The following is a 24,551-nucleotide window of genomic DNA, read 5'->3' as shown; positions in this document are numbered from 1 at the left end:
AGAGGGGGCCTCTGTTCAGCGCGCCAGACATGACGCTAGCGTGGTGTCACCTTTGCACACGCGGGAGCTCGGAGCACCGGGCTGAGAGGGCGCTGACCTTCGTACATCCGTACGGGACAGCTGCGCCGACCGCCGAACCTGTTACCGGGTAATGCCGGCGTAGGGAGTAGGTCTCATGACCGTATCGGACGCACGCACGCCTGCCTCGAACCAGAACGACGGGGCCGGGAAGTCCATCGGCTGGCACAAGGGATACGTCGAGGGCTCGCGTCCCGACCTCCGCGTGCCGGTCCGCAGGGTGCACCTCACCAACGGCAAGGACGTGACGCTGTACGACACGTCGGGGCCGTACACGGATCCGAACATCGAGACGGACGTACGCCGGGGTCTGCCGCCGCTGCGGGAGAACTGGATCATCGGTCGCGGCGACACCGAGGAATACGCGGGACGCCCGGTCCGCCCCGAGGACGACGGGATCAAGCACACATCGCCGCGTGGGGGCCTGCGCAACCTCGACGCCGTCTTCCCCGGCCGTCCGCGTCAGCCGCGGCGGGGCCGGGACGGGCAGGCGGTGACGCAGCTCGCGTACGCCCGCCGCGGCGAGATCACGCCGGAGATGGAGTACGTCGCCGTCCGCGAGAACGTCGCGCCCGAGGTGGTGCGGGAGGAGATCGCGGCGGGCCGCGCCGTCCTGCCGGCGAACGTCAACCACCCGGAGATCGAGCCGATGATCATCGGCAAGCGATTCCTGGTGAAGGTCAACGCCAACATCGGCAACTCCGCGGTCACCTCCTCCATCGAGGAGGAGGTCGAGAAGATGACCTGGGCGACCCGCTGGGGCGCCGACACGGTCATGGACCTGTCCACGGGCCGCAACATCCACACCACGCGCGAGTGGGTCCTGCGCAACTCCCCCGTGCCGATCGGCACCGTGCCGCTCTACCAGGCGCTGGAGAAGGTCGACGGCAAGGCCGAGGAACTGACCTGGGAGATCTACAAGGACACGGTCATCGAGCAGGCCGAGCAGGGCGTCGACTACATGACCGTCCACGCCGGCGTCCGCCTGCCGTACGTGCCGCTCACGGCCAACCGCAAGACCGGGATCGTCTCGCGCGGCGGCTCGATCATGGCGGCGTGGTGCCTGGCGCACCACAAGGAGAGCTTCCTCTACGAGAACTTCGAGGAGCTGTGCGAGATCCTCGCCGCGTACGACGTCACGTACTCCCTCGGCGACGGCCTGCGCCCCGGCTCGATCGCGGACGCCAACGACGAGGCGCAGTTCGCGGAGCTCAGGACGCTCGGTGAGCTGAACACGATCGCCAAGCGACTGGGCGTGCAGACCATGATCGAGGGCCCGGGCCACGTCCCGATGCACAAGATCAAGGAGAACATCGACCTCCAGCAGGAGATCTGCGAGGAGGCGCCGTTCTACACGCTCGGCCCGCTGACCACGGACATCGCTCCGGCCTACGACCACATCACCTCCGGCATCGGAGCGGCGATGATCGCGTGGTGGGGCACGGCCATGCTCTGCTACGTGACGCCCAAGGAGCACCTGGGCCTGCCGAACCGCGACGACGTGAAGACCGGCGTCATCACCTACAAGATCGCGGCACATGCGGCGGACCTGGCCAAGGGGCACCCGGGCGCCCAGGAGTGGGACGACGCGCTGTCCGACGCCCGCTTCGAGTTCCGGTGGGAGGACCAGTTCAACCTGGCCCTCGACCCCGACACGGCACGGGAGTTCCACGACGAGACGCTGCCCGCAGAGCCGGCGAAGACCGCGCACTTCTGCTCGATGTGCGGTCCGAAGTTCTGCTCGATGAAGATCTCCCAGGACATCCGCCGACAGCACGGCGGCAATCAGGAGGAGATCGAGGCGGGCATGGCGGAGAAGTCCAAGGAGTTCGCCGCTGCGGGCAACCGGGTCTACCTGCCCATCGCGGACTGACGCACGGTCACGGCCCGGCGTCCTCCCGCCCGTCCGCGGGAGGACGCCCTCCCTGCATCGCCCCGTGCCCGGATCGGGTGCAGCGCTGGGCTGCGCAGGCGCCGGCCCCGTTCCGTCCGGCCCTCGTGCACCAGCATCGGGCGGAGGTCGGTGGAGCGGGCGGAGATCCAGGTCGTACGGCGGCTGTGACCGCTCGGCGCGTCGGCGGTCAGTCCGGCTGGTGCTCCGGGCCGCCGAAGTCGGGGCTGGAGAAGTCCGGGCTGGTGTAGGTCGGACGCCGGCCCGCGACCCGGCCCTCGGCCGGACTGGAGAAGTCCGGCCCGCTGTAGCCGACCTTGGGGATGCGGTTCGCGCGGTGCGGGGGATCGGCGGGGGACGCCGTGGCGGCGGGGTCGGCTAGGGCCGCGCGGAGGAAGGGCATGATGCCCCGCTCCAGCAGGGCCTCGCACCAGGCCTCCTTGGCCAGCCGGACCTCGTCCGGCAGCTCGTCCTCCCGCCGCCCGTCCGCGACGTGGCTGGCGCCGTTGCGCAGGGCCGTGATCAGCAGTGCGACGGCCGCCACCAGGATGGCGGCGGCCATGAGCGCCCCGAAGACCCAGCCGGTGAAGACCAGGGTGTCGGCGAAGGACGGGGTGGGGCTCAGCATCTTGAGGATGTAGCCGACGATCAGGAAGATCGCGGCCGCCGTGCCCGCGAGGAGCGGCGCCAGAACGGCGATGACGGCCGCGAATCCGGCACCGGTCTCGGCCGCCTCACCGGCCGGGGCGGTACGTCGGGAGCCGTCCACCGAAGCGGCGGCCGGCGCGCGCGTCTCCGCGCGGACCTTCACATAGTGCTCGTACTCGGCGGCGGCCGAGGCGGTGATCAGCGCCGTCGCGTTCAGGGCCATGGTGCGCAGCTGTTCGGTGCTCAGGCCCGCTCGCACGGCGGCCGGATCCGGACGTTCGCGGGCGTCGCGCAGTGCGCCGTCGAGGACCCGCTCGTACGCGGCACGGTCCTCGTTCAGCAGGTGCGGAGCGCTGTTCATGTGCATCCCCCGATGCTCCGTAGGGCCGGATCGCCCGTGTGTGCCGGGCAGTTGGGCGGAAACGGAGGAGAGCCTGCTACGGATAAGCCGATGGTAGAGCGGTTACGGCACGGCGTGACAGGGGGTTTCCGTAAATCGCAGGCCGCCGCCCCGGTCAGCCCCGCAGCGGGAGTTGCTGGACAAGAAGCTTTCCGGCCATGGTCACTCCGCCGTCCATGGCGATGGCCAGATTGTCCGCGTACACATGGGGGCCCTCGACGACGGGACGCTCGCCGTCCTCGCCGTCCTCGGTGCCGACCTCGCCGAGGAGGTACGGGATCGGGCTGTGGCCGTGCACCACGCGCGTGCCGCCGTACGCGGACAGCAGCTCGCGCACGGCCTGCGGGCCGCCTTCGTCGCGGAAGGCGAAGCGCTTGGTGAACTTGCGGAACAGGTCCCAGCACTCATCGGCGTCATTACGGGTGAGGATCGCGTGCACCGCGTCGTTGACGTCCTCGATGGTCGAGCCGTATTCGAGGTAGGCGGTGGTGTCGGAGTGGAGCAGCAGATGGCTGTCCTCCTCCACGATGGCGTCGAGCCGGGCCATCCACTGCAGGTGGACCTCCTGCAGCCGGTCCATGTCGTACTTCTGGCCGCCGTTGAGCAGCCAGGCCGCCTGGAAGGTGGCGGTGCCCGCACCGGAGTTGACGGGCGTGTCCCCGAAGCGCTTGGCGCCGATCAGCAGCAGCTCGTGGTTGCCCATGAGCGCCTTGCAGTAGCCGCCGGCGGCCGCGGCCTCTGCGGAGAGCCGCATGACCAGGTCGATGACGCCGATGCCGTCGGGACCGCGGTCGGTGAAGTCGCCGAGGAACCAGAGCCGGGCGTTGCCCGCGGACCAGCGGCCCTCGGAGTCGATGAGGCCCTTGTCGGCGAGGGCGGCGACGAGTTCGTCGAGGTAGCCGTGGACGTCGCCGACGACGTAGAGCGGGCCGAGACCGTCGGGCGCAGGCCGGTCGTCCACGGAGACCTGCACCTGGACGGTGTCGCCCGGTCCGCCGCGGGTGATCACGGGAAGGTCGCGCGCGGTGGGGGTGTAGCCCTCCGGCGGCTCGCCCTCGGGGAACGCGTTGCCGGGGTGGCCCGCGTGGCCGGGGTCCACGGACTGCGACTGCACGGGAACCTGCGCGTACGGCGGTACGCGGAAATCGCGCAGCGTTGCCGTCCGCACCACGGGTCCTTGACCGGCCCCCTGAGTCATCGACCCCTCCACCACCGTCGCGCCGTTCACCTCTCGGCCCAGCCTGGTCGGGGTGGTCCGCGGTGTCGTTCGCCCATCATAGGAATGAGCCCGGCGGTGTGTGACGCACCAGGGGTGGTGAATCCTTCCGCACCTCCTGGTTCATCGGCCCTTTCGCCCCGAATTGGGTTGGTCTAGTCCTTCGCCGGGGCCCGTGGCGCGCTCACCGTGGTGCGCGGGGGGCGGCGCTGCGAGGACGTCCTGACGATCAGTTCGGTCGGTATCACCTGCTCGACCGGCCGGTCCTCGTCGATCCCCTCGATGGCGTCGATCAGCAGCTGGACCACGGCCGTGCCGATCCGGCGGGGCTTGAGCGACAGCGTCGTGATCGGCGGCTCGGTGGTCGCGTACACGGTCGACTCGCTGCAGCACACGAGCAGCAGGTCGTCGGGGACGCGCAGGCCGTACCGCCTGGCCGCGGCCAGCAGGTCGGTTCCATTGGGGTCGAAGAGACCGTAGACGGCGTCGGGCCGGTCCGGCCGGGCGAGCAGCCGGTCGGCGGCGACGGCGCCCGCGCAGGGGTCGTGCGCCGGGTAGGACTCGTAGACCGGGTCCTGGCCGACGCGTTGGCACCAGTCGAGGTACGCGGTGGTCGACAGCCGGGTGTAGGTGTCGGTGGTGGTGCCCGTGAGCAGGCCGATCCGGCGGGCGCCGGCGGCGGCGAGGTGGTCGAGCAGGCCGAGTACGGCGGCTTCGTGGTCGTTGTCGACCCAGGCGGTGACCGGGAGCGTGCCGGCCGGGCGGCCGTCGGAGACGACGGGCAGACCCTGGCGGGCCAGCTCGGTCACGACGGGGTCGTGGTCGGAGGGGTCGATGACGACGGTGCCGTCGAGGGCGACGTTCGACCAGACGTCGTGGCGTGAGGTGGCGGGGAGAATGACGAGCGCGTAGCCGCGGGCGAGTGCGGCGGACGTGGCGGCTCTGGCCATCTCCGCGAAGTACGCGAATTCCGTGAAGGTGAAAGGTTCATCCCCGTAGGTCGTCACGGTCAGGCCGATTAAGCCCGATTTCCCGGTTCTGAGTGTGCGGGCCGCGGCGGAAGGGCGGTAGCCCAGCCGGTCGGCGACCTCGCGGACGTGCCGACGGGTGGCGTCCGGGAGCCTCCCCTTGCCGTTGAGCGCGTCGGAGACAGTTGTGATGGAGACTCCGGCTGCGGCGGCGACGTCCCGGATGCCCGCCCGGCCTTGCCGGCTGCCCCGGCGGGATGTGTCCGTCCGGCTCACCTGGTGCTTCCCTGCTGCTGTCATGGCGAGCCGATAGTAGGGCTCGCACGGTGGGTCTGGCCGGTCGCATATGCAGGCGTTGACAGGCACGTTTTTGCATGATCATTAGAGCTCAAATTCAATGAATATCAAGGGAGTTGGAGGCGAGTGGCTCAATGTGTCGGGTATCCGGCCGCATGGGCCTGTTGAGGGGCCCAGGTTGCGAAGAGGTCTCAACTCACCACTACGAGGGATGCGCGCCACGGCGTGAGCTACCGGCGTGCGCCAGGGTGGCGCGCTCCCCCCTTTTCCTCGCCTGCGGCCATTCGCAGCAGCCAGGAATCCTCATAAGGTGAGGAGTATTGGTGAGCGGTACCGAACATGCATGATCGAGGAGGACCTGCGGTGAGCGAGACGAGCCCCAAGCTGCGCGCCGAGCTGGACGGCATCCCCACATACAAGCCCGGCAAGCCGGCGGCGGCCGACGGCCCGGTCGCCTTCAAGCTCTCCTCCAACGAGAACCCGTACCCGCCGCTGCCCGGCGTCATGGAGAGCGCCCTGGCCGCGGCGCGGAACTTCAACCGCTACCCCGACATGGCCTGTACCGGTCTGATCGGTGAGCTGGCCGAGCGGTTCGGGGTCCCCGCCACGCACCTGGCCACCGGCACCGGGTCGGTGGGCGTCGCGCAGTCGCTGCTGCAGTCCACCTCGGGCCCCGGCGACGAGGTGATCTACGCCTGGCGCTCCTTCGAGGCGTACCCGATCATCACGCAGATCAGCGGTGCGACGTCCGTGCAGGTGCCGCTGACCTCGGGTGAGGTGCACGATCTGGACGCGATGGCGGACGCGATCACCGACCGGACCCGGCTGATCTTCGTCTGCAACCCCAACAACCCGACCGGCACCGTGGTGCGCCGGGCCGAGCTGGAGCGCTTCCTGGACCGGGTGCCCTCGGACGTGCTGGTCGTGCTGGACGAGGCGTACCGCGAGTTCATCCGCGACGCGGACGTCCCGGACGGCATCGAGATCTACCGCGACCGCCCCAATGTGGCGGTGCTGCGCACGTTCTCCAAGGCGTACGGTCTCGCCGGGCTGCGGGTCGGCTTCGCGATCGCCCACGAGCCGGTGGCCGCCGCCCTGCGCAAGACGGCGGTGCCGTTCGGCGTCTCGCAGCTCGCGCAGGACGCGGCGGTCGCCTCGCTGCAGGCGGAGGACGAGCTGCTGGGACGGGTCGGCTCGCTGGTGTGCGAGCGCATCCGCGTGCACGAGGCGCTGGTGAAGCAGGGCTGGACGGTCCCGGAGACGCAGGCCAACTTCGTCTGGCTGCGGCTCGGCGAGCGCACGCTCGACTTCGCGGCCGCCTGCGAGAAGGCGGGCGTCGTCGTGCGGCCGTTCGCGGGCGAGGGCGTGCGCGTGACGATCGGCGAGGACGAGGCCAACGACCTGTTCCTGCACACCGCCGAGACCTTCCGCGCGTCCCTCTAGGCGTCAGGCCCGGTCGGTCGCGACATGTTCCACCCGGATCGGGTCGCCGTCGCGGACTGACGCGAGCCGGCGCGGGTCGCCGTCGATGCGGCCGAGGACATTGCACGGGCTCGCGAGACGGCACTCTCCCCCGAACTCCGTTCGGGGGGACCCCCAGCCCCGGGAGATGGGCGTCGGACCGTAGGGCAGAGCCAGGGCGTCGCCGTCGGTCCAGAACGCGACCGTGCCCGGTTCGACGACCTGGCGCGCGTCCGGTTCCGGGGCGGGGGAGACGGGGGTCTCGAAGTAGACCTCCTCTCCCCAGGTCCGCGCGGTCGCGGAGAACGGCAGAACCCCCATGAGCGCCTTGCTCGTGGGGGTTTCGTCGATCGTGGCGGTCAGCTGTCCGGTGGGCCAGGAGATGCGTATCTGCATGCCCAGGATTCAACAATATGTTGAAAATTTCGGGAAGAGGCCCTTAAGGGGACCCCCGGTAGGCGCTACGGATTTCGTTTGAGCCATAATGCTTGTGAATGTGAACGCGTTCACAAGCTCGCCCTTCTTGATCCCGTATGGAAGGGAATGGGTGGGCGACCGCGGTGACCACGCCGATGTAAGGAGAGACGACGTGGACCTGAACCTGGCGCTGGCGCCCGAGACCTTGGCGCGCTGGCAGTTCGGCATCACCACCGTCTACCACTTCCTCTTCGTGCCCCTGACGATCTCGCTCGCCGCGCTCACGGCCGGACTGCAGACGGCCTGGGTGCGGACGGAGAAGGAGAAGTACCTCAGGGCCACCAAGTTCTGGGGCAAGCTGTTCCTGATCAACATCGCCATGGGCGTGGTGACGGGGATCGTGCAGGAGTTCCAGTTCGGCATGAACTGGTCCGACTACTCGCGCTTCGTCGGGGACATCTTCGGTGCGCCGCTCGCCTTCGAGGCACTGATCGCGTTCTTCTTCGAGTCGACGTTCATCGGCCTGTGGATCTTCGGATGGGACAAGCTGCCCAAGAAGATCCATCTGGCCTGCATCTGGATGGTCTCGATCGGCACGCTGCTGTCGGCGTACTTCATCCTCGCGGCCAACTCCTGGATGCAGCACCCCGTCGGCTACCGGATCAACGAGGAGAAGGGCCGCGCCGAGCTGACCGACTTCTGGGCGGTCCTGACCCAGAACACCACGCTCAACCAGGTCTTCCACAGCTTCTCGGCGGCCTTCCTGACGGGCGGCGCCTTCATGGTCGGCATCGCCGCCTTCCACCTGATGCGCAAGAAGCACATCCCGGTGATGCGGTCCTCGCTCCGGCTCGGCCTGGTCACCCTGGCGGTCGGCGGCCTGCTCACCGCGGTCAGCGGGGACACCCTCGGCAAGGTCATGTACGAGCAGCAGCCGATGAAGATGGCCGCTGCCGAGGCACTGTGGGACGGCGAGGAGCCGGCGCCCTTCTCCGTGTTCGCCTACGGAGACGTCGACAAGGGGCACAACAAGGTCGCCCTGGAGATCCCCGGGCTGCTGTCCTTCCTCGCCCACAGCGACTTCGACTCGTACGTGCCCGGCATCAACGACACCAACAAGGCGCTGCAGGAGAAGTTCGGCCCCGGTGACTACAAGCCCATCGTCCCGGTCGCCTACTGGGGCTTTCGCTGGATGATCGGCTTCGGTATGGCCTCCTTCTCCCTCGGCCTGCTGGGCCTGTGGCTCACACGGAAGAAGTTCCTGCTGCCGACCGCCCTGCGGACCGGCGAGGACGAGGTGCCGCACCTGGTACTCCTGCGAAAGCCGCTCGGGACAAGGCTCACCCGGCTGTACTGGCTCCTGGCGCTCTGGACGATGGCGTTCCCGCTGATCGCCAACTCCTGGGGCTGGATCTTCACCGAGATGGGCCGGCAGCCCTGGGTCGTCTACGGCGTGATGCAGACCCGGGACGCGGTCTCCCCCGGTGTGTCCCAGGCGGAGGTCATCACCTCGATGACCGTCTTCACCCTGCTCTACGCGGTGCTCGCCGTGATCGAGGTCAAGCTGCTCGTGAAGTACGTCAAGGCGGGTCCGCCCGAACTGACGGAGGCCGACCTCAACCCGCCCACCCGGATCGGCGGCCACGACCGTGACGCCGACCGGCCGATGGCCTTCTCGTACTGAGACCGCTGAGGAGCTTGAGGCATGGAACTCCACAACGTCTGGTTCGTACTCATCGCCTTTCTGTGGATCGGCTACTTCTTCCTGGAGGGTTTCGACTTCGGAGTCGGTGTCCTGACGAAGCTGCTCGCCCGTGACCGGGCCGAGCGCCGGGTGCTGATCAACACCATCGGGCCCGTCTGGGACGGCAACGAGGTGTGGCTGCTGACCGCGGGCGGTGCGACCTTCGCGGCTTTCCCCGAGTGGTACGCCACTCTCTTCTCCGGCTTCTACCTGCCGTTGCTGCTGATCCTGGTCTGCCTGATCGTGCGCGGTGTCGCCTTCGAGTACCGGCACAAGCGCGACGAGAAGCGCTGGCAGACCAACTGGGAGCACGCGATCTTCTGGACATCGCTGGTGCCCGCCGTGCTGTGGGGCGTGGCGTTCGGCAACATCGTGCGCGGCGTGAAGATCGACGAGAACAAGGAGTACGTGGGCGGGCTGATCGACCTGCTCAATCCGTACGCGCTGCTGGGCGGCCTCGTGACGCTGACGCTGTTCACCTTCCACGGCACGGTCTTCGCCGCGCTGAAGACGGTGGGGGACATCCGGGTGCGGGCCAGGGCGATGGCGCTGAAGCTGGGGCTCGTCACCGCCGCCGTGGCGCTGGTCTTCCTGGCCTGGACGCAGACGTCACGAGGCGACAGCACCAGTCTGGTCGCCATGGTGGTCGCCGTCACGGCACTGGTCGGTGCGGTCGGGGCCATCAAGGCAGGGCGCGAGGGATGGTCGTTCGCGCTCTCGGGAGTGACCATCGCGGCGGCCGTGGCGATGCTGTTCCTGACGCTCTTCCCCAACGTCATGCCCTCCACGCTCGACGACGCCTGGAGCCTGACGGTCACCAACGCCTCGTCGAGTCCGTACACCCTGAAGATCATGACCTGGCTGGCGGCGGTCGCCACACCGCTGGTGCTGCTCTACCAGGGCTGGACGTACTGGGTGTTCCGCAAGCGGATCGGCGTCCAGCACCTCGCCGACTCCCACTAGCGAGGGATGTTTCACGTGAAACCGATCGACCCCCGGCTCCTGCGGTACGCCCGTGCCACCCGTCTCTTCCTGGGCGCGGTGGTGGCTCTCGGGCTCGTCGGCGCGGTGCTCGTCATCGCGCAGGCGATGCTCATCGCCGAGGTCGTGGTGGGCGCCTTCCAGCGAGGGCTGACCGTGTCGGGTCTGTCGGCGCCGCTGGTCCTGCTGGCGGCCGTCGCGGCCGGCCGTGCGCTCGTCTCCTGGCTGACCGAGCTGGCGGCCCACCGGGCGAGCGCGGCGGTCAAGTGGGAGCTGCGGGGCCGGCTGCTGGCGCGGGCGGCCGAGCTCGGGCCCGGCCCGGTGGACGGCTCCGGCCCGGCCGGGGGTGGCACCGGTGCTCTGGTCACGCTCGCGACGCGCGGCATCGACGCCCTGGACGACTACTTCTCGCGCTACCTTCCGCAGCTGGGGCTCGCCATCGTGGTCCCGGTCGCCGTGCTCGCCCGGATCGTGACCGAGGACTGGGTCTCGGCCGCGATCATCGTGGTGACGCTGCCCCTGATCCCGCTGTTCATGGTGCTCATCGGCTGGGCCACCCAGTCCCGGATGGACCGTCAGTGGCAGGTGCTGTCACGGCTCTCCGGGCACTTCCTGGACGTCGTGGCCGGGCTGCCGACGCTCAAGGTCTTCGGGCGGGCGAAGGCGCAGGCGGAGTCGATCCGGTCGATCACCACGCAGTACCGGCAGGCGACGGTCCGCACGCTGCGGATCGCGTTCCTGTCGTCGTTCGCCTTGGAGCTGCTGTCCACGCTGTCGGTGGCACTGGTGGCCGTCGGCATCGGCATGCGGCTCGTCCACGGCGAACTCGATCTGTACACCGGCCTGGTGATCCTCATTCTCGCCCCCGAGGCGTATCTGCCGCTGCGCCAGGTCGGAGCGCAGTACCACGCGGCGGCCGAGGGTCTCGCGGCTGCCGAGGAGATCTTCGAGGTGCTCGGCACCGAGCCGACGCGCACCGGCGGCGGGCCGGTCCCGGACGAGTTCCGGCTGGAGTTCGACGCGGTGACCGTACGCCGTCCCGGGCGCGACGAGGCCGCTCCCTCCGCGGCCTCGCTCGTGGTGGAACCCGGCGAGACGGTGGCCGTGGTGGGGGAGAGCGGCGTCGGCAAGTCGACGCTGCTGGACGTCCTGATGGGGTTCGTGGAACCGGCCGAAGGGCGGGTGCGGATCGGCGGCACCGACCTCGCCGCCCTCGACCCCGAGCTCTGGCGGCAGCAGATCGCCTGGGTGCCGCAGCGCCCGTACCTCTTCGCCGGGACGATCGCGGAGAACGTACGGCTGGCCCGCCCGGACGCCGACGACGCGGCGGTGCACGCCGCCCTGCGGGAGGCGGGGGCGTACGACTTCGTCAGCGCACTCCCCCAGGGCGCGGGCACGGTGCTCGGCGAGGACGGCGCGGGGCTGTCCGCCGGACAGCGGCAACGGCTCGCGCTCGCCCGGGCGTTCCTGGCCGACCGGCCGCTGGTGCTGCTCGACGAGCCGACCGCCGCGCTCGACGGCGCGACGGAGGCGGGCGTCGTCGAGGCCGTGGGCCGGCTGGCGCAGGGGCGCACGGTCCTGCTCGTGGCCCACCGCCCGGCCCTGCTGGCCGTGGCGGACCGGGTGGTCACGCTCACCCGCACCGGCGGCGGTTCCGCCACGGCGCACGGTTCCGCCGGACCGGCGCAGGCGCCCGCGGCGGTCCGGCCGGACGAGGAGGCCGGCGCGGAGCCGTCCGGTGCGCGCGCTGCCGTCCCGGACGGCATACGGTCTCCGCTGCTGAGAGTCCGTGCGGCGGCGGACGGACTGCGCGGCCGGCTCGCCCTGGCCCTGCTGCTGGGAAGCCTCGCCCTCGGATCGGCGGTCGGGCTGATGGCCGTGTCCGGATGGCTGATATCCCGGGCGTCCGAACAGCCGCCGGTGCTCTACCTGATGGTGGCGGTCACGGCCACCCGCGCCTTCGGCATCGGACGGGCCGTCTTCCGGTACGCGGAGCGACTGGTCTCCCACGACGCGGTGCTCCGCATGCTCGCCGAGACGCGGGTCGCGGTCTACCGGCGGCTGGAGCGGATCGCGCCCGCCGGGCTGCGCCGGACCCGGCGCGGGGACCTCCTCTCGCGGCTGGTCGCCGACGTGGACGCCCTCCAGGACTACTGGCTTCGCTGGATGCTTCCGGCGGGCGCGGCCGTCGTCGTCGGCGTGGCCTCCGTCGGGTTCACCGCCTGGCTGCTGCCCGAGGCGGGGGCCGTCCTCGCCGCCGGCCTGCTGGCCGCGGGCGTGGGCGTGCCGCTGCTGAGCGGGGCCGTCGCCCGGCGGGCCGAGCGGCAGCTGGCGCCGGCGCGCGGAGCGCTCGCCACCACGGTGGCCGACCTGCTGCGCGGAACGGCCGAACTGACCGTCGCCGGGGCGCTGCCGCGGCGGCTCGCGGCCGCGCGGGACGCGGACCGGATCCTGACCGGCATCGCCGCGCGCGGAGCGGCCGCCACCGCACTCGGCGGCGGGCTCTCGTCGCTGATCTGCGGCCTGACCGTGGTGGGTGCCGCGTTCGCCGGCATCCAGGCGGTGCACGACGGCCGGCTCACCGGCGTCTGCCTGGCGGTCGTGGTCCTCACACCGCTCGCCGCCTTCGAGACGGTCGTCGGACTGCCGCTCGCCGTGCAGTACCGCCGCCGGGTCGAGCGCAGCGCCGAGCGGGTGCACGAGGTGCTGGACGCGCCCGTGCCCGTGCACGAGCCGTCGCACCCGGCCGCACCGCCCGCCACCGCTTTCCCGCTGGAACTGCGCGGGATCGGCGCCCGGTACGCCGGGCAGGAGGCGGACGCGCTGAGCGGCGTCGACCTGATCCTCACGGCGGGCAGGCGGGTGGCCGTCGTCGGCGCCTCCGGGTCGGGGAAGACCACGCTCGCCCACGTGCTGCTCCGCTTCCTCGACGCCGACTCGGGGACGTACACGCTCGGCGGCGTCCCCGCCGAGGCCCTGGAGGGCGACGCGGTACGGCGTCTCGTGGGGCTGTGCGCCCAGGACGCCCACATCTTCGACAGCACGCTGCGGGAGAACCTGCGCCTCGCACGACCGGAGGCCACGGAGGACGATCTCCGGCGGGCGCTCGGCGAGGCCCGCCTGCTGGACTGGGCCGACGCGCTGCCCGAGGGGCTCGACACGCTCGTGGGGGAACACGGAGCCCGCCTCTCCGGTGGCCAGCGCCAACGGCTCGCCCTGGCTCGGGCGCTGCTCGCGGACTTCCCGGTGCTCGTCCTGGACGAGCCCGCCGAGCATCTCGACCTGGCGACCGCCGACGCGCTCACCGCCGACCTGCTCGCGGCCGCGGAGAAGCGGAGCGGCGTGGGGCCGGCGACCGTACTGATCACGCACCGTCTGCGCGGTCTGGAGGCCGTCGACGAGGTCGTGGTGCTGGAGGCGGGGCGCGTCGTGCAGCGCGGCCCGTACGACGCGCTCGCCCTGGTGGAGGGGCCGTTGCGGTCGATGCGGGAGCGGGAGCGGGCCGCCGACGCCCACGGCTCCCGGCTCTCTGCCTCACCGGCCGCGACAGCATGACCATGCCGTCGCCGGGGGAGCCGTCCGACACCGCGGGCCGGGACCCGCGGCCCTGGCGCGGACTGGAGATCGTTGCGGTCTCCTCCGACACCCCGGCCACGCCGCGCGGAGTGGTGATCCCCGGACCGCGGCACTGCCCGCCGGGACGGACGGCGTCCGGATGACCGTGGCCGACGACGGCGTGGGCATCCCGGACGGGGACCGGTGCGGCGGGCTGCGCGATCTGGCGCGCCGGGCCGAGTCATGGGCCGGATCGAGCGGCGTCGGACCGGGCACCGGGGCCGGCGGCGCGGGCTCGACGGTCTTCCGGCAGGCGCCGCTGTAGGTCCCGCTGGACCGTTCGGCGGGCGTCTGTCGCCCGAGCGCGGTGCGTGCTGGGCCAGGTGGCCGTACGACACCGCACCGTTGCCCGACTTGGCGGCGAAGCCGGGTGACGATCACGGAATGTGCTTGAGACACCGTGACAGGCTGATGATCGTTCCGGTGGTGCTGTGCACGCTCCTCGGTGCGCCGGCATCCGCCGCGGCGTCCGAGAAGCCGAAGCTGTCGGCCGCCGCTTCCGAGCTGCCGCCCATCCCTGACCAGCCCGAGCCGCCGGTCCCCGACCAGCCCGAGCCCCCGGTCCCTGACCAGCCCGCGCCTCCCGTACTCGACCGGCCCGCGCCCCTCGCCCCGGAGGCCGACCAGCCCGCGCCCCCCGTCGCCGTCGAAGTGGCACGGCTGTTCGCCGACGCGGCCAAGGCCACCGCGGCGTACGAGCGGAGCAGCCGCGCGGCGGAGGCGCAGCGCGTCACGGCGGAGGAGCTCCAGTCCAGACTGGCGGAGCACAGGGCGGAGCTCGGAGCCATCCACGACTCGATCGGCGGCGTCGCGCGCGAGCAGTACCGCACCGGCGGTTCCCTCGCCCACACCGCACGGCTGCTGCTCGCCGACAACCCCGACGCGCTGCTGCGCGGCTACCGTGTCGCGGCGCAGACGGAGCGGGCCGTGAACCTGCTGCTGGAGCGGGCCCGGCGGGCCGAGCGGCAGCTCGGACGGGCCGAGCAGAAGGCGCAAGCCGCCTGGCGGAACCTCGCGACGCGCAACGCGCAGCTCGCGGTGGTCAAGCGGGGCATCGAGGCGAAACTGGAGACCGCGCAGTGGCAGCTGCAGGGCGAGGCCGACGCCAGCGTGGCGGCGGGCGCCTGCGCGGGCGCCGTACGCCTCGAGCAGCCCAAGCTGCCCGAAGGCGGGCCCGAGTGGGTCACGCCCGTCGAGGACTACAGCCTGTCCGCCGGGTTCGACAGTGTCGGTGAGCGCTGGGCTCGGCGGCACACCGGGCAGGACTTCGCCGTCGGCATCGGCGCGCCGGTGCGTGCCATCGGGGCGGGCCGGGTGGTCTCGGTGTCCTGCGGCGGCGGCTTCGGTATCGAGATCGTGGTCGAGCACCCGGGCGGCTACTACTCCCAGTACGCACACCTGGCCGGGGTGACCGTGGACCAGGGCGAGCAGGTGCGCACCGGGCAGTGGATCGGTCAGGCCGGCACGTCGGGCAACTCGACGGGGCCGCACCTGCACTTCGAGGTGCGGCTCACGCCCTACCTGGGGTCGGGAGTCGACCCGCTGGCCTGGCTGCGGTCGCACGGTGTCCCGCTGTAGCGCAGCCCTCGCGCCGGCGACCGGAGCCCGGCCGGGGCCGGTGCCCGGTCAGCCCCGCGCCCGCGCCCGCGCGTGCCGGGTGAGGATCTGCTCGATGACGACGGCGACACCGTCGTCGTTGTTGGCGACGGTCCGCCCGGAGGCGGCGGCGACGACGTCCGGATGGGCGTTGCCCATCGCGTACGAGGTGCCTGCCCAGGTCAGCATCTCCACGTCGTTGGGCATGTCCCCGAAGGCCACGACCTCGTCGGCCGAGATACCCCGCTCCGCGCAGCACAGGGCGAGCGTGCTGGCCTTGCTCACGCCCAGTCCGCTGATCTCCAGCAGCGCGGTCGGGCTGGAACGGGTGACGGAGGCGAGGTCCGCGGTGGCCGAGCGGGCCAGCGCCAGGAACCCGTCGGGGGTCAGCTCGGAGTGGTGGGCCAGCAGCTTGAGCACGGGGGCGCCCAGGCCGGGTCGCGGTTCGTGGAGCAGCTTCTCGGCCGTGGCGACGGTCGCGCCCGGGTCGAGGTGGAAGGGCGGGTACTGCGGCTCGTAGTGGATGCCGGTGGCCAGTTCGACGGCGAACGAGGTGCCGGGGGCCGCGGCCCGCAGGGCGGTCACCACGTCGAGCGCGTTCGCTCTCGGCAGGTCACGGACCTTGAGCAGCTGCCCGCCGGAGTGCAGGTCCACGACGGCCGCGCCGTTCGCGCAGATCGCGAGGCCGTGGCCGTGGACGTGGTCGCTCACGACGTCCATCCAGCGGGCCGGGCGGCCGGTGACGAAGAAGACCTCGATCCCGGCCTCCTCGGCGGCGGCGAGTGCGGCGATCGTCCGGTCGGAGACGGACTTGTCGTCGCGCAGCAGTGTGCCGTCGAGGTCGGTGGCGATCAGCCGGGGCGTCGCGGGCAGGTGGCGGGGATCGGTAGCTGAGGTCACTGGGACATTCTCCCGTACCGGCTGCACGGGCGTGCGGGAGGGCGCACATCTGAGGGGGCGGCTTCCCGTGCGCCGCCCCGTACGCTCGATGCATGCGTTTGAGTACTGTGATCCTTCCCGTACGACCCTGGCACGACGGCGGCCGCGACCAGTGGCTGCGCGCCGAGCAGCTCGGCTTCCACGCCGCGTACACCTATGACCACCTGTCGTGGCGGACCTTCCGGGACGGGCCCTGGTACGGGGCCGTGCCGACGCTGACCGCCGCTGCGGCCGCGACCGAGCGGCTGCGGCTGGGCACGCTCGTGACCTCCCCCAACTTCCGGCACCCGGTGACCCTCGCCAAGGAGCTGATCTCCCTGGACGACATCTCCGGCGGCCGGATCACACTCGGTGTCGGCGCGGGCGGTGTCGGCTTCGACGCCACGGCGCTCGGGCAGGAGGCGTGGACGCCGCGGGAGCGGGCCGACCGGTTCGCCGAGTTCGTGCCGCTGCTCGACAGGCTGCTGACCGAGGAGGCCGTCAACCACGAAGGGACCTACTACTCGGCGGTCGAGGCGCGCAACATCCCCGGCTGCGTCCAGCGCCCGCGGCTGCCGTTCGCCGTCGCCGCCACCGGGCCGCGGGGACTGAGGCTCGCCGCCGCGCACGGGCAGGCGTGGGTGACGACCGGTGACCCGAAGCTGTTCGAGACCGGGACGCCCGAGCAGTCGATCGAGGCCCTCCGCGGGCAGATGGGCAAGCTGTCGAAGGCATGTGCCGACGCCGGCAGGGACGAAGCCGAACTGGACAAGATCCTGCTGACCGGGTTCACCCCCGACCGGGGGCGGCCGCTGGAGTCGCTGGACGCGTTCGTCGACTTCGCGGGCCGTCACCTCGCGCTCGGTTTCGACGAGATCGTGATCCACGCGCCCATCCCCGACTCGGTCTTCGCCGCCGACCAGGCTGTCTTCGAGCAGATCGCGACGGAGGCCCTGGCACAGCTCCGCCGCTGACCGACGGCGGTGGCCACCGTTCACCCGCCCCGTCCACACGACCGCTCGCAGCACCGGCGGCTCAGGGGGCCCGGGGGGAGGGAGACGGGCGGGGGCCGCTAGGCACCCGGGAAGCGGATGAACTCCGGGGGCACCGAGGCCGTCAGCCACACGCCGTTGGCGCTGACCCGGAAGACATGGCCCGCCCGGTGCAGCGCACCGGCGTGGACGGCCAGCACCACGGGGCGCCCTCGGCGGGCGCCGACGCGCGTGGCGGTCTCCCGGTCGGGCGAGAGGTGGACGTCGTGGCGGTTCATCGGGCGCAGTCCCTCGGCGCGGATCGCGTCCAGGCTGCGCGCGATGGTGCCGTGGTACAGGTACTCGGGCGGTTCGGCCGGCGGGAGCCCGAGATCGACGTCCACCGTGTGGCCCTGGTTGGCGCGGATACGGGCTCCGTCGACGGTGAAGCGCCTCTTGTCGTTGACGGCCACGACATGGTCGAGCTCGGCGCGGGTGAAACGGAAGCCGTGCTCCGCTGCTGCGCGCATCAGCTCGTCGATCGGCACCCAGCCGTTCGCGTCGAGGGTGATGCCGATTCGCTCCGGCTGGTGCCTCAGATGCTTCGAGAGGTACTTCGACACCTTGACGGTGCGCCGGTCGTCCGGGGAGGCGCCGACGGGTCTTGCGTTCATACCTTCAGCGTGCCCCGACGATGTCGGCCACGCCACTGGAAATTTTTGCGCCCCAGATGTTTGGTCCACAACCAACTCAGCTTATCCACAGGGAGATTGGCGAATCTGTGGACAACAGCGGTGGCGTTTACCCTATTTGACCAAATCTACTGGTCTCGTTGTGTGTTGTGGCCACTGAGTCCAACATGCATGTCTGCGCCTCTTGTTCAGCGGCCTCTGCGATGAACCCGGCGGCATGCGTCTCGCCAACCAGATTCCGTACAGCCTCCATTGTGCTCACCGGCAGCATCACCGGTCGGCTCCTGCAGCGGCATGCGCCGGGCCGCCCGCCGACAGGTGCTGCTGGAGGTGCCGCCAAGGGCGAACACCCGCATCCCACGCGCCAGTTCCGCGTCGACCGTCTGCTGGGCGAGCGGCGAAGACGCCGGACCAGAACGGCCGCTTCCACCCCTTCCGCGTCCGTCGGCGAGCCGGTGTCCCAGATGCCGGGCGAAGAGGTGCTCGGCGGTGAACTGGAGGAAACGATCGGCGATGTGCTCGGCCTGCACCCGAATCTCCTTGAGAAGACCGAGGATTGCCGACAGCGGCACACCGACGGCGAGCAACTGGGCGGCCAGGGCTGGCTCTTGCGGGCTCGGTACCAGGAACTGGTCCTCGCGGACCGGGATCCGTTCCAGCACGCCGAGATCCACGGCGTCGTCGAGCGACTCCCTGTCGGTCGACACCCCCAATTCCTCGGTCAGTTCGGCCCGGGTGACGCGTGCCGCCTCCTCGTCGGTCCACGGCCCCTGCACCTGGGCGACGCGCCCGAGCACCCCGCCCAGGCCGCCGCCCGCGTCCCACGCCACGAGCAACTCCTTGATCGATGCAGGCGTGTAGCCGCGGTCGAGGAGCTCCGCGATCCGACGCAGAATCCTCGATCCGGTACTCGGCGCCGCTCACAGCGGGGGTTCCATCCGGCCGAGCGCGCGCAGCACCCTCGGAGTGAACCGCGCCATGACACGGGCGACCCGCGCCTCCGGCGTCACGGGCACCACCGCCTGGTTGCTCATGACGGCCCTCAGGACGGCCTCGGCGACCTTCTCCGGCGGGTAGTTGCGCAGCCCGTACAGCCGAGCCGCCTTCCTCTGCCGTCGCTTCTGCTCCGCCTCGTCCGCCCCGGCGAAGCGTGCCGTCGCGGTGATGTTGGTGTTCACGACGCCGGGGCAGATCACGGAGACGCCGATGTCCCGGCCGACGAGCTCGGCGCGCAGGCACTCGCTGAGCATCAGCACGGCCGCCTTGGACGTGCTGTACGCGGGAAGCGTCCGGGACGGCAGATACGCGGCGGCCGACGCGATGTTGACGATGTGGCCGCCCTGGCCGCGCTCCGCCATCCGGCCCCCGAAGAGCCGGCAGCCGTGGATCACGCCCCACAGGTTGACGTCGAGGACCCTCTTCCAGTCGTCGGTGCTCGTGTCGAGGAACGAGCCCGACAGGCCGACCCCGGCGTTGTTGACGAGGACGTCCACCACCCCGTACTCCGTGGTGACCTTCTCGGCCAGCTTCTCCATCGCCTGCTCGTCGCCCACGTCGACGGTCTCCGCCCAGGCGTCGGACGCACCCGTCAGCCGCGCAAGCTCCGCGGTCCGGGCGGCGCCCTCCGCGTCCCGGTCCACCGCGACGACGCGCGCCCCGGCCTCGGCGAAGGCGAAGGCGGTGGCCCGCCCTATGCCGCTCGCCGCGCCCGTCACGAGCACGAGCCGGCCGCCGAACCGCTGTGCGTACGGCCCCTGGGCCGCCGCCGCGGTAGGAGGGCCCGGGGGTGCTGTGCCGGACTCGTGGGCCGTGACGAAGTCGCCGATCCAGGCCGCCAGTTGGTCCGGGCGGGTGCGCGGCACCCAGTGCTTGGCGGCCAGGGTGCGGCGGGTGAGCCGCGGCACCCAGGCGTCGAGGTCGTCGTAGAGCCGCTCCGACAGGAAGGCGTCACCGGTCGGCGTGATCAGCTGGACCGGCGCGTGGGCGTAGGCGTCGGCGCGCGGGCGGCGCAGCCGCGCCCGGACGTTGTCCCGGTAGAGCCAGGCCCCGTGCGCGGCGTCCTGGGGCAGCGAGGCTGTCGGATAGTCCCCGGCGGGCACGCGCTCGACGCGCTCCAGCATCCTGGGCCACCGCTTGCCCAGCGGCCCGCGCCAGGCCAGCTCGGGCAGCACCGGCGTGTGCAGCAGGTACACGTACCAGGACTTGGCGCCCTGGCCGAGGAGCTGTCCGACGCGGCGCGGGGTGGGCCGGCGCATCCGCTGCTCGACCCAGTGCCCGAAATGGTCCAGGGACGGGCCGGACAGGGAGGTGAACGAGGCGATGCGGCCCTCGGTGCGCCGGACCGTGACGAACTCCCAGGACTGCACCGACCCCCAGTCGTGCCCCACGAGGTGCACCGGCCGGTCCGGACTCACCGCGTCGGCCACGGCGAGGAAGTCGTCGGTCAGCTTCTCCAGCGTGAAGCCGCCGCGCAGCGGGACGGGGGCGGTGGAGGCGCCGTGGCCCCGGACGTCGTACAGCACGACGTGGAAGCGGTCGGCGAGCCCGGCCGCGACCTCGGACCAGACCTCCTTGCTGTCCGGATAGCCGTGCACCAGCAGCACGGTCGGCCGTGTCTCGTCGCCCAGCTCGGCGACGCACAGCTCGACACCGCCCGTACGGACCCGGCGCTCGCGCGCCCCCTGCAGACCGCTCACCGGATCATCTCCCCTCCGCCCGGCACCGCACCTGCGGCAGATCGTCGGCCCCGGCACGAGACCACGCCACCGTCCGTCTCCCGGGCGACTACGAGCCGTGACGTGACACCGATGAATGTGACCATGCCCGGCGGTCACGTCAAGCAGTGCGCGCGGCCTGGGGAAACCCCGGACCCCTGACGTGGGGTGGCCTCAGGTCGCATCGCCCCTACGGGTCCGTACCTCTCGAGTCGGACGCACATCGGGACGCGAGGCTGACGTCAGGTGTGGCGGCCGCCACTACCGTCGAAGCGTGACTGTGATCGCGACCGAAAGCCTGAGCAAGCGGTTCCCGAGGGTGACCGCGCTTGACCGGCTCTCGTTGGACATCGGCCCCGGTGTGACCGGCCTGGTGGGCGCCAACGGAGCCGGCAAGTCCACGTTGATCAAGATCCTGCTGGGTCTGTCCCCCGCCACCGAGGGCCGTGCCGCCGTGCTCGGACTCGACGTGGCCACGAGCGGAGCGCAGATCCGCGAGCGTGTCGGCTACATGCCCGAGCACGACTGCCTGCCACCCGACGTCTCGGCCACCGAGTTCGTCGTCCACATGGCGCGCATGTCGGGACTGCCGCCGACGGCCGCCCGCGAGCGCACCGCCGACACGCTGCGCCATGTCGGCCTCTACGAGGAGCGCTACCGCCCCATCGGCGGCTACTCGACCGGCATGAAGCAGCGCGTGAAGCTGGCGCAGGCCCTCGTCCACGACCCGCAGCTCGTCCTCCTCGACGAGCCGACGAACGGACTCGACCCGGTCGGCCGCGACGAGATGCTCGGCCTGATCCGCCGCATCCACACCGACTTCGGCATCTCGGTCCTGGTCACGTCCCACCTCCTCGGCGAACTGGAGCGCACCTGCGACCACGTCGTCGTCATCGACGGCGGCACGCTGCTGCGCTCCAGTTCCACGAAGGAGTTCACGCAGACCACGGCCACCCTCGCGGTCGAGGTCACCGACTCCGAGACGCATCCCGACGGCACCGCCGCGCTGCGGGCCGCGCTCGCCGATGCCGGGGTCACGCTGCACGAGCGGACCGAGGAGGGCCTGCCCGGCGCGGGCCACATCCTGCTGCTCGAGGCGGCCGGCGAGGAGACGTACGACATCGTCCGGGACACCGTCGCCGACCTCGGCCTCGGTCTCGTCCGGATGGAACAGCGCCGTCACCACATCGCGGAGGTCTTCCGCCCGGAGACGGCCGACCGGCCCATGGAGGTGCAGGCCCGGTGAGCACGCAGACCCCCGGGGCCCCGGAGACCACGCGGATCCACAACATCGGGTACCGCACCTACGACGGCCCCCGCCTCGGCCGCGCCTACGCGCGCCGCTCGCTCTACTCGCAGTCGCTGCGCGGCGCGTACGGCCTCGGCCGCTCCGCCAAGTCCAAGGTCCTGCCGATGATCCTGCTCGGCATCATGTGCCTCGTGGCGGCGATCATGGTGGCCGTCGCGATCTCGGTGCCCTCGATGTCGGACCTGCCGGTGGAGTACACCCGCTACGCGATCATCATGCAGGCGCTGATCGCCCTGTTCCTGGCGGCGCAGGCACCGCAGTCCGTCTCGCGCGACCTGCGGTTCAAGTCGGTCCCGCTGTACTTCTCGCGTCCCATCGAGCGCGTCGACTACGTGGTCGCCAAGTTCGCGGCGATGGCCTCCGCGCTCTTCGTCCTCACGGCCACGCCGCTGGTCATCCTTTATCTGGGTGCGCTGCTGGCGAAGTTCGACTTCGCCGACCAGACGAAGGGCTTCGCGCAGGGCATGGTCTCCGTGGCCCTCCTCTCCGTCCTCTTCGGCGGCATCGGCCTCGTGCTCGCCGCCTTCACACCGCGGCGCGGCTTCGGCGTCGCCGCCGTGATCGCGACACTCACCATCACCTTCGGCGCCGTGTCCACGGTCCAGGCCATCGCCTGGGAGACCGGCTCGGCGGGCGCCGTCCCGTGGCTGGGTCTGTTCTCGCCGGTCACGCTCATCGACGGGGTGCAGACCGCGTTCCTCGGTGCCACGTCCGCCTTCCCGGGCGGCGAGGGCCCGGGAACCGGCGCCGGAGTCGTCTACCTCCTCGTCCTCCTCGCGCTCGTCGCCGGCTCGTACGCCGTGCTGATGCGCCGCTACCGGAAGGTCGGCCTGTGACAACGGTCAACATCGAGCACGCGTCGCGCTGGTTCGGCAACGTGGTGGCCGTCAACGACGTCACCATGGCGATCGGCCCCGGCGTCACCGGTCTCCTCGGCCCCAACGGGGCCGGAAAGTCCACCCTCATCAACATGATGGGCGGCTTCCTCGCCCCCTCCACCGGCACCGTCACTCTCGACGGTCGGCCGATCTGGCGCGACGAGTCGGTCTACCGGCAGATCGGCGTCGTCCCCGAGCGGGAGGCGATGTACGACTTCCTCACCGGCCGCGAGTTCGTCGTCGCCAATGCCGAACTGCACGGCCTGGGCGACCGCGAGGCCGCACGGGCGCTCGCCACGGTCGAGATGGAGTACGCCCAGGACCGCAAGATCGCGACGTACAGCAAGGGCATGCGCCAGCGCGTGAAGATGGCCTCCGCGCTCGTCCACGACCCGTCCGTGCTGCTGCTGGACGAGCCGTTCAACGGCATGGACCCGCGCCAGCGCATGCAGCTCATGGACCTGCTGCGCCGCATGGGCGCGGACGGCCGCACCGTGCTGTTCTCCTCGCACATCCTCGAGGAGGTCGAGCAACTGGCCTCCCACATCGAGGTGATCGTCGCCGGGCGGCACGCGGCCAGCGGCGACTTCCGCCGGATCCGCCGCCTGATGACGGACCGCCCGCACCGCTACCTGGTCCGCTCCAGCGACGACCGGGCGCTCGCCGCCGCCCTGATCGCCGACCCGTCCACAGCCGGCATCGAGGTCGACCTCGGCGAGGGGGCGCTGCGCATCCAGGCCGTCGACTTCGGCCGGTTCACCGAGTTGCTGCCGAAGGTCGCGCGGGAGCACGGCATCCGGCTGCTCACGGTCTCGCCGTCCGACGAGTCCCTCGAATCGGTTTTCTCCTACCTCGTAGCGGCCTGAAAGGAGCTGTGACGTCCATGTACAACCCCACAGTCGCCCGGCTCACCTATCGGGCCGTGCTCGGCAGGCGCCGTGCCGCCCTCCTGTTCGTGCTGCCCGCTCTGCTGTTGCTGATCGCCGCCGCCGTGCGGGCGTTCAACGGCGCGGACGACCAGGTCGCGGCCGACGTCCTGAGCGGGTTCGCCCTCGCCACGATGGTGCCGCTGATCGGCGTGATCGCGGGGACGGGTGCGATCGGCCCCGAGATCGACGACGGTTCGATCGTCTACCTGCTCGCCAAGCCGGTGAAACGGCCGACGATCATCTTCACCAAGCTGATCGTGGCGATCGCCGTGACCATGGCCTTCTCGGCCGTCCCCACATTCGTCGCCGGCTTCATCCTGAACGGCAACGGGCAGCAGATCGCCATCGCCTGCACCGTCGCGGCCCTGGTCGCCTCCATCGCGTACAGCGCCCTCTTCCTTCTGCTCGGCACGGTCAGCCGGCACGCGGTGGTCATCGGGCTCGTCTACGCCCTGGTGTGGGAGACGCTGTTCGGCAGCCTGGTCCCCGGGGCCCGGACGCTCAGCGTCCAGCAGTGGTCCCTGTCGCTGGCCGAGAAGATCGGCGGCGAGGGAATGATCGGCTCGGACGTCGGCCTGCCCGCCGCCGTGGCGCTGCTGGCAGGGGTGACCGTGGCGGCGACCTGGTACGCGGGCCAGCGGCTGCGCGTCCTCAAGCTCGCCGGCGAGGAGTGACACGCGGCGCACGGCGGCCCCTGCCCGGTCGGGCGGGGGCCGACCCGTTTCGCGTAACTGTACGTTTATCGGCTCGTTGTGCCCTGTGCGTGGAGGCAACTGGAGTGAGTGGCGTCGAGCGTTCGTGAAGTCGGGGATTGCCGGTGCCGGGGCG

The 24,551-nt window shown here is 71.2% G+C and carries 19 protein-coding genes, 1 pseudogene and 1 riboswitch; of the genes and pseudogenes, 12 read left to right on the top strand and 8 right to left on the bottom strand.

Features of this window, described 5'->3' with window-relative positions; genetic code table 11:
- Positions 1 to 50: 50 nt before the first annotated feature.
- A riboswitch (TPP riboswitch) is annotated at positions 51 to 183 on the top strand.
- A complete protein-coding gene (thiC, locus tag HW130_RS10900; RefSeq protein ID WP_218183383.1) occupies positions 176 to 1,951 on the top strand; it encodes a phosphomethylpyrimidine synthase ThiC in 1,776 nt (591 codons plus the stop codon). Its footprint overlaps the riboswitch before it by 8 nt.
- Positions 1,952 to 2,159: 208 nt before the next feature.
- Here thiC and HW130_RS10895 read toward each other — a convergent pair whose 3' ends face one another.
- The 3 genes from HW130_RS10895 to HW130_RS10885 form a co-directional block, all read right to left on the bottom strand.
- The gene (locus HW130_RS10895; protein WP_177149282.1) at positions 2,160 to 2,984 is read right to left on the bottom strand and encodes a hypothetical protein; all 825 of its coding nucleotides are present in this window, start codon (positions 2,982 to 2,984) and stop codon (positions 2,160 to 2,162) included.
- A 148-nt stretch (positions 2,985 to 3,132) separates the two neighbouring features.
- Positions 3,133 to 4,230 (bottom strand): metallophosphoesterase, encoded by a 1,098-nt coding sequence (locus HW130_RS10890; RefSeq protein WP_375256527.1) that lies wholly within the window; start codon positions 4,228 to 4,230, stop codon positions 3,133 to 3,135.
- Positions 4,231 to 4,388: 158 nt separating this feature from the next.
- Entirely contained in the window at positions 4,389 to 5,501 is a 1,113-nt protein-coding gene (locus HW130_RS10885) for a LacI family DNA-binding transcriptional regulator (RefSeq protein WP_177149280.1), read from the bottom strand.
- Between the two features lie 360 nt (positions 5,502 to 5,861).
- Between HW130_RS10885 and hisC the strand changes: the two genes are divergently transcribed.
- On the top strand, positions 5,862 to 6,941 hold the full coding sequence (gene hisC / locus HW130_RS10880) for a histidinol-phosphate transaminase (protein WP_177149279.1): 1,080 nt from the start codon (positions 5,862 to 5,864) through the stop codon (positions 6,939 to 6,941).
- A 3-nt stretch (positions 6,942 to 6,944) separates the two neighbouring features.
- Here the strand turns inward: hisC and HW130_RS10875 are convergent, their stop codons facing one another.
- Positions 6,945 to 7,355, bottom strand: coding sequence for a cyclophilin-like fold protein (locus HW130_RS10875; protein ID WP_177149278.1), 411 nt, complete (start codon positions 7,353 to 7,355; stop codon positions 6,945 to 6,947).
- A gap of 199 nt (positions 7,356 to 7,554) precedes the next feature.
- Here HW130_RS10875 and HW130_RS10870 point away from each other — a divergent pair, with 199 nt between their 5' ends.
- The 5 genes and pseudogenes from HW130_RS10870 (at position 7,555) to HW130_RS10850 (ending at position 15,294) form a co-directional block, all read left to right on the top strand.
- Entirely contained in the window at positions 7,555 to 9,060 is a 1,506-nt protein-coding gene (locus HW130_RS10870) for a cytochrome ubiquinol oxidase subunit I (protein WP_177149466.1), read from the top strand.
- 21 nt (positions 9,061 to 9,081) lie between these two features.
- Positions 9,082 to 10,083, top strand: coding sequence for a cytochrome d ubiquinol oxidase subunit II (gene cydB / locus HW130_RS10865; RefSeq protein WP_177149277.1), 1,002 nt, complete (start codon positions 9,082 to 9,084; stop codon positions 10,081 to 10,083).
- Positions 10,084 to 10,089: 6 nt separating this feature from the next.
- A complete protein-coding gene (gene cydD / locus HW130_RS10860; RefSeq protein ID WP_218183381.1) occupies positions 10,090 to 13,656 on the top strand; it encodes a thiol reductant ABC exporter subunit CydD in 3,567 nt (1,188 codons plus the stop codon).
- A gap of 124 nt (positions 13,657 to 13,780) precedes the next feature.
- Positions 13,781 to 13,981: pseudogene (locus HW130_RS10855) on the top strand (histidine kinase); the annotation flags it as partial.
- Positions 13,982 to 14,106: 125 nt separating this feature from the next.
- The gene (locus HW130_RS10850; RefSeq protein ID WP_256356020.1) at positions 14,107 to 15,294 is read left to right on the top strand and encodes a M23 family metallopeptidase; all 1,188 of its coding nucleotides are present in this window, start codon (positions 14,107 to 14,109) and stop codon (positions 15,292 to 15,294) included.
- Between the two features lie 48 nt (positions 15,295 to 15,342).
- On the opposite strand, the gene HW130_RS10845 is transcribed toward HW130_RS10850, so the two are convergent.
- A complete protein-coding gene (locus HW130_RS10845; protein ID WP_177149274.1) occupies positions 15,343 to 16,212 on the bottom strand; it encodes an HAD hydrolase family protein in 870 nt (289 codons plus the stop codon).
- Positions 16,213 to 16,304: 92 nt separating this feature from the next.
- Here HW130_RS10845 and HW130_RS10840 point away from each other — a divergent pair, with 92 nt between their 5' ends.
- Positions 16,305 to 17,204: an LLM class flavin-dependent oxidoreductase gene (locus tag HW130_RS10840; protein ID WP_177149273.1), complete on the top strand. Its 900-nt coding sequence runs from the start codon at positions 16,305 to 16,307 to the stop codon at positions 17,202 to 17,204.
- A 98-nt stretch (positions 17,205 to 17,302) separates the two neighbouring features.
- Here HW130_RS10840 and HW130_RS10835 read toward each other — a convergent pair whose 3' ends face one another.
- The 3 genes from HW130_RS10835 to HW130_RS10825 all read right to left on the bottom strand — a co-directional run bounded on the left by HW130_RS10835 (position 17,303) and on the right by HW130_RS10825 (position 20,589).
- Complete coding sequence (locus tag HW130_RS10835; RefSeq protein WP_177149272.1) at positions 17,303 to 17,875, bottom strand: RNA 2'-phosphotransferase; 573 nt, start codon at positions 17,873 to 17,875, stop codon at positions 17,303 to 17,305.
- 206 nt (positions 17,876 to 18,081) lie between these two features.
- Positions 18,082 to 18,723, bottom strand: a complete 642-nt coding sequence (locus HW130_RS10830) for a hypothetical protein (RefSeq protein ID WP_177149271.1) — start codon at positions 18,721 to 18,723, stop codon at positions 18,082 to 18,084.
- A gap of 90 nt (positions 18,724 to 18,813) precedes the next feature.
- A complete protein-coding gene (locus HW130_RS10825) occupies positions 18,814 to 20,589 on the bottom strand; it encodes an SDR family oxidoreductase (protein WP_177149270.1) in 1,776 nt (591 codons plus the stop codon).
- Positions 20,590 to 20,887: 298 nt separating this feature from the next.
- On the opposite strand from HW130_RS10825, the gene HW130_RS10820 reads away from it, so the two are divergent.
- From HW130_RS10820 to HW130_RS10805, 4 genes are read left to right on the top strand one after another with little or no spacing between them, the layout of a single operon-like run.
- The gene (locus HW130_RS10820) at positions 20,888 to 21,853 is read left to right on the top strand and encodes an ABC transporter ATP-binding protein (RefSeq protein ID WP_177149464.1); all 966 of its coding nucleotides are present in this window, start codon (positions 20,888 to 20,890) and stop codon (positions 21,851 to 21,853) included.
- On the top strand, positions 21,850 to 22,752 hold the full coding sequence (locus tag HW130_RS10815; RefSeq protein ID WP_177149269.1) for an ABC transporter permease subunit: 903 nt from the start codon (positions 21,850 to 21,852) through the stop codon (positions 22,750 to 22,752). Before HW130_RS10820 ends, HW130_RS10815 begins: the two co-directional genes overlap by 4 nt.
- Entirely contained in the window at positions 22,749 to 23,660 is a 912-nt protein-coding gene (locus HW130_RS10810) for an ABC transporter ATP-binding protein (RefSeq protein ID WP_177149268.1), read from the top strand. Before HW130_RS10815 ends, HW130_RS10810 begins: the two co-directional genes overlap by 4 nt.
- A 17-nt stretch (positions 23,661 to 23,677) precedes the next feature.
- A complete protein-coding gene (locus HW130_RS10805; protein WP_177149267.1) occupies positions 23,678 to 24,397 on the top strand; it encodes an ABC transporter permease subunit in 720 nt (239 codons plus the stop codon).
- Positions 24,398 to 24,551 lie beyond the last annotated feature (154 nt).

Origin of the sequence: Streptomyces sp. PKU-EA00015 (genome assembly GCF_013387495.1) — a bacterium.
GTDB lineage: Bacteria > Actinomycetota > Actinomycetes > Streptomycetales > Streptomycetaceae > Streptomyces.
This window is presented reverse-complemented; position numbering and strand designations above follow the sequence as displayed.